Annotated in this window: 3 protein-coding genes; 2 read left to right on the forward strand and 1 reads right to left on the reverse strand. The window is 61.1% G+C overall.

From position 1 onward, the window contains the following. Positions 1-2387 (forward strand): alpha-2-macroglobulin family protein (locus ACYVDE_RS16745; RefSeq protein ID WP_460502694.1); only part of this gene is annotated, 2387 nt, incomplete at its 5' end. 27 nt (positions 2388-2414) lie between these two features. Here ACYVDE_RS16745 and ACYVDE_RS16750 read toward each other — a convergent pair. Further along, entirely contained in the window at positions 2415-2972 is a 558-nt protein-coding gene (locus ACYVDE_RS16750) for a transposase (RefSeq protein WP_460502695.1), read from the reverse strand. A 207-nt stretch (positions 2973-3179) separates the two neighbouring features. On the opposite strand from ACYVDE_RS16750, the gene ACYVDE_RS16755 reads away from it, so the two are divergent. Beyond that, a partial coding sequence (locus ACYVDE_RS16755; RefSeq protein ID WP_460502696.1) for a transglycosylase domain-containing protein occupies positions 3180-3852 on the forward strand: 673 nt, incomplete at its 3' end.

The following is a 3852-nucleotide window of genomic DNA, read 5'->3' on the forward strand; positions in this document are numbered from 1 at the left end:
TGACCCTGGCCGCGCCGGCCGCCAGCCGCTCCCAAACCTGGCAAACCGTGGAAATCAGCACCGCCCCGCGCGCGCAGGTCACGCTGGCCGTGGTGGACGAGGGCATTTTGCAGCGCAACAACTACCAGACGCCCGACCCGCACGCCTACTTCTACCAGAAGCGCGCCCTCGAAGTAGCGGCCTTCGACGTGTACCCGTTCATTTTGCCGGAGCTGGGCACGAGCAGCAGCGGCGGCGACGCCGCCGACCTGCGCCGCCGCACCAACCCCGTGCCCAACCGCCGCGTGAAGCTGGTGTCGAAATGGAGCGGCGTGCTCACCGCCGACAGCGATGGCAAGGTGCGCTACCGGGTGCGCGTGCCGCAGTTCAGCGGGGCGCTGCGCATCATGGCCGTGGCCTATAAGGACGATGCCTTCAGCTCGGCCGAAGCCACGATGAAAGTGGCCGACCCGGTGGTGATTTCCACGGCGCTGCCGCGGTTTATGAGCCCCGGCGATACCGTTGGCGTGGTAGTGACGCTAACGAATACGACCAATAAAATAATTAAGGGTTATCCATTTTTGACAGTTGACGGGGACCAATGCTTAGGCTTTGCTAGTGGGCCTTATGCTAAAGAGCATTCTATTGTTTACAGCGTTGGGACGGGCGCTTTTGACCTTGCTCCGTTTGCTGAAAAGCGAGTTATATTTCCAGCAGTAGCAGAGTCAATTGGCAATCCGAAGCTCAACGTCACTTTCAAAACCGTTATCAGGTCTGCATCTGAAGCAACTGAAGCCTTTACAGAAATAACAGAAATTCCTATTCGTCCCGCCGCCTCGCTCGAAAAGCGCGCCGGCAGCGGCATAATTGCCGGCGGGGCCACGCTCCCGCTCAACCTGAAAACCGATTTCCTGCCCACCTCGCTCAGCAGTCGGCTGGTGGTGAGCCGCTCGCCGCTCACGGAGTTCAGCAAGGATTTGCGCTACCTGCTGCAATACCCCTACGGCTGCCTGGAGCAAACCGTGTCGGCCGCCTTCCCGCAGCTGTACTACGCCGATTTGGCGGCCACTTTGCAGCAGAAAACCGGGGCCGCCGCCAAGGCCCAGCGCTACAATCCGAATTACCACGTGCAGGAAGCCATTCGCAAGATTGAGGCGATGCAGCTCTACAACGGCAGCCTGAGCTACTGGCCGGGCGGCGACTACGACAACTGGTGGGCCACCGCCTACGCCGCCCATTTCCTGCAGGAAGCCCAGCAGGCCGGCTTCGCGGTGAATAAATCCGTCCTCGACAAGGTGCTGAAATACCTGGCCTTCCGCCTGAAAAAGCGCGAAACCGAGCCCTACCAGTACTTCGACGTCAGCAACATCGCCCGCCAGCGCACGATAGCCAGCAAGGAAATCGCCTACTCGCTCTACGTCCTCGCCCTGGCCGGCCGCCAGGACCCCGTGGCCCTGAACTACTACCGCGCCAACCGCCCCCTGCTCACCGAAGACTCCAAAGTGCTGCTGGCCTGCACCCAAAGCCTGCTCGGCAACCAGCGCGCCTACCGCGAGCTGCTGCCCACCCGCTTCGGCAGCGAGCGCCCCACCCGCCGCGCCCTCGACGGCTCGTTCTACTCCCCCATCCGCGACGAGGGCTTGATTCTCAACGCCCTCGTCAGCACCGACCCCAACCACCCGCAGGTGCCCACGCTGGCCCGCCAGCTCAGCCGCCAGCTCAAAGCCGCCCCTTGGCTCAACACCCAGGAGCGCGCCTTCGCCCTGCTGGCCCTGGGCAAAATAGCCCGCCAAAACGCCCGCAGCACCGCCACCGCCACCCTGTTCATCGACGGCAAGTCAGCAGGAACCTTCGACGGCAAAGACCTGACCCTGCGCAACGTGGCCAACCGCAACCTGAGCATCCGCAGCGCCGGCAAGGGCAGCCTCTACTACTTCTGGGAAACCGAGGGCATCTCAGCCAGCGGCCAGGTGCACGAGGAAGACGCCTACCTGAAAGTGCGCCGCCAGTTCCTCACCCGCGACGGTGCCCCGCTGGGTACCCCCACCTTCCGCCAGAACGACCTGGTGGTGGTGAAGCTGACGCTGGAAGCCGGCGAAGCCGCCGGCGTCATCAAAAACGTAGCCGTGACCGACCTGCTCCCCGCCGGCCTCGAAATCGAAAACCCGCGTATCGGTCCCCTCCGTGAGCTAAGCTGGGCGAAGGACGCCGCAACGCCCGATTACCTGGACGTGCGCGATGACCGGATTAACCTGTTTGCCACCGCCACGGGTACGCCGCAGCATTTTTATTATTTATGCCGGGCCGTGAGCAAAGGCACGTTTAAGCTGGGGCCGGTGAATGCCGATGCGATGTATAACGCGGAGTATCACAGCTACAACGGGGCCGGCGTGGTGCGGGTGCGGTAGAGACGCATAATTGCGTCTCTACCTCGTTCAGCGAAACAATCCTTCCTCTGCAAATTGCTCGTGTTTCCAACGCACCGGATTATCGGCGATGTAGCGCTGAATCTTTTCTAGCTCGACGTCATTTCGAACTACCCGGTCGTGGAACCGGCTTTGCCAGCCAAATTCCAAACCCCGCTGCTTAATCGCCGCGCTGACTCCCGCTTTGAATCCACGAATAACCGCCGCCAGATTCTCACGTTGCGGCCCGAAAGAATTCTGGTAGTTCAGCGCGGGCCGTTTCTCTTCCGGCTTGTCAAAAATTAAAATACCGTGGACATGGTCGGGCATTATGACAAAGGCATCGAGTACCACGAACGGAAACCGAATTGGAATTTGTAGCCAGCACTCACGCGCAATATGTGCTTGCACGGACGGCGCTAATTCAGCCTCTTCCCATCGGCCGGTTGGCAAGATGATTTCGCCGAAATACCTAGCTCGGTTGAGTGTGCAGAGGGTCACGAAATACACGCCGCTCTGGCTGTAGTCATAGCCTGCCCACCGAGCCGACTCTATTCGAAAACGGCTGTCAAATTTCTCGTCTTCCATGCAAGGTGTATAGACGCATATTTGCGTCTCGTCGTTGAACGACAAATGATACAGAGGCAAACAACACATTGGCAACGGCTGCGAAAGCGCCTTTCGGGTCGTTCAACGACGAGACGCAAATATGCGTCTCTACTCGTTCTACCCCTGCTCGCCTTCGCCCTTGACCGCGCCTTTCCCCTGCCGCCTGCCCCGCGCTACTCCCCCATCGTGCTGGCCGCCGATGGCAGCGTGCTCCACGCCTTCCTGAACCCTACCCAGAAATGGCGCATGAAAACCGAACTGGCCGAGATAACGCCGGCCTTGCAGCAGGCCATCATCAATAAAGAAGACCGGTATTTCCGCTACCATTTTGGGGTGAACCCGGTGGCCATTGCGCAGGCGGCGGGCCGCAACATTTTCAAAAAGGGCCGCACCACCGGGGCCAGCACCATCACCATGCAGGTGGCCCGCCTGCTGGAACCCAAAGAGCGCACCTTCGGCAACAAGCTGCTGGAAATGCTGCGCGCCGTGCAGCTCGAAGTTCATTACAGCAAGGCCGAAATCCTGCAGCTCTACCTGAATCTGGTGCCCTACGGTGGCAACATCGAGGGCGTGAAGTCGGCCGCGCTGCTCTACTTCCAGCAGCCGCCCGACTACCTCTCCCTGGCCCAAACCGTGACGCTGGCCATCATCCCCAACCAGCCGCGCGGGCTGGTGCTGGGCAAGAACAACGCCCGCATCGTGGCCGAGCGCAACCGCTGGCTGCGGCAGTTTCAAAAGCAGCATTTATTTCCGGACCAGGACATTGCCGACGCACTCAACGAACCGTTGGACGCGCAACGCCACGCCGCACCCACGCTGGCCCCGCAGCGGGCCCGGCGGCTGGTGGCGCGGACTGGGC

Source organism: Hymenobacter agri, from assembly GCF_054778495.1.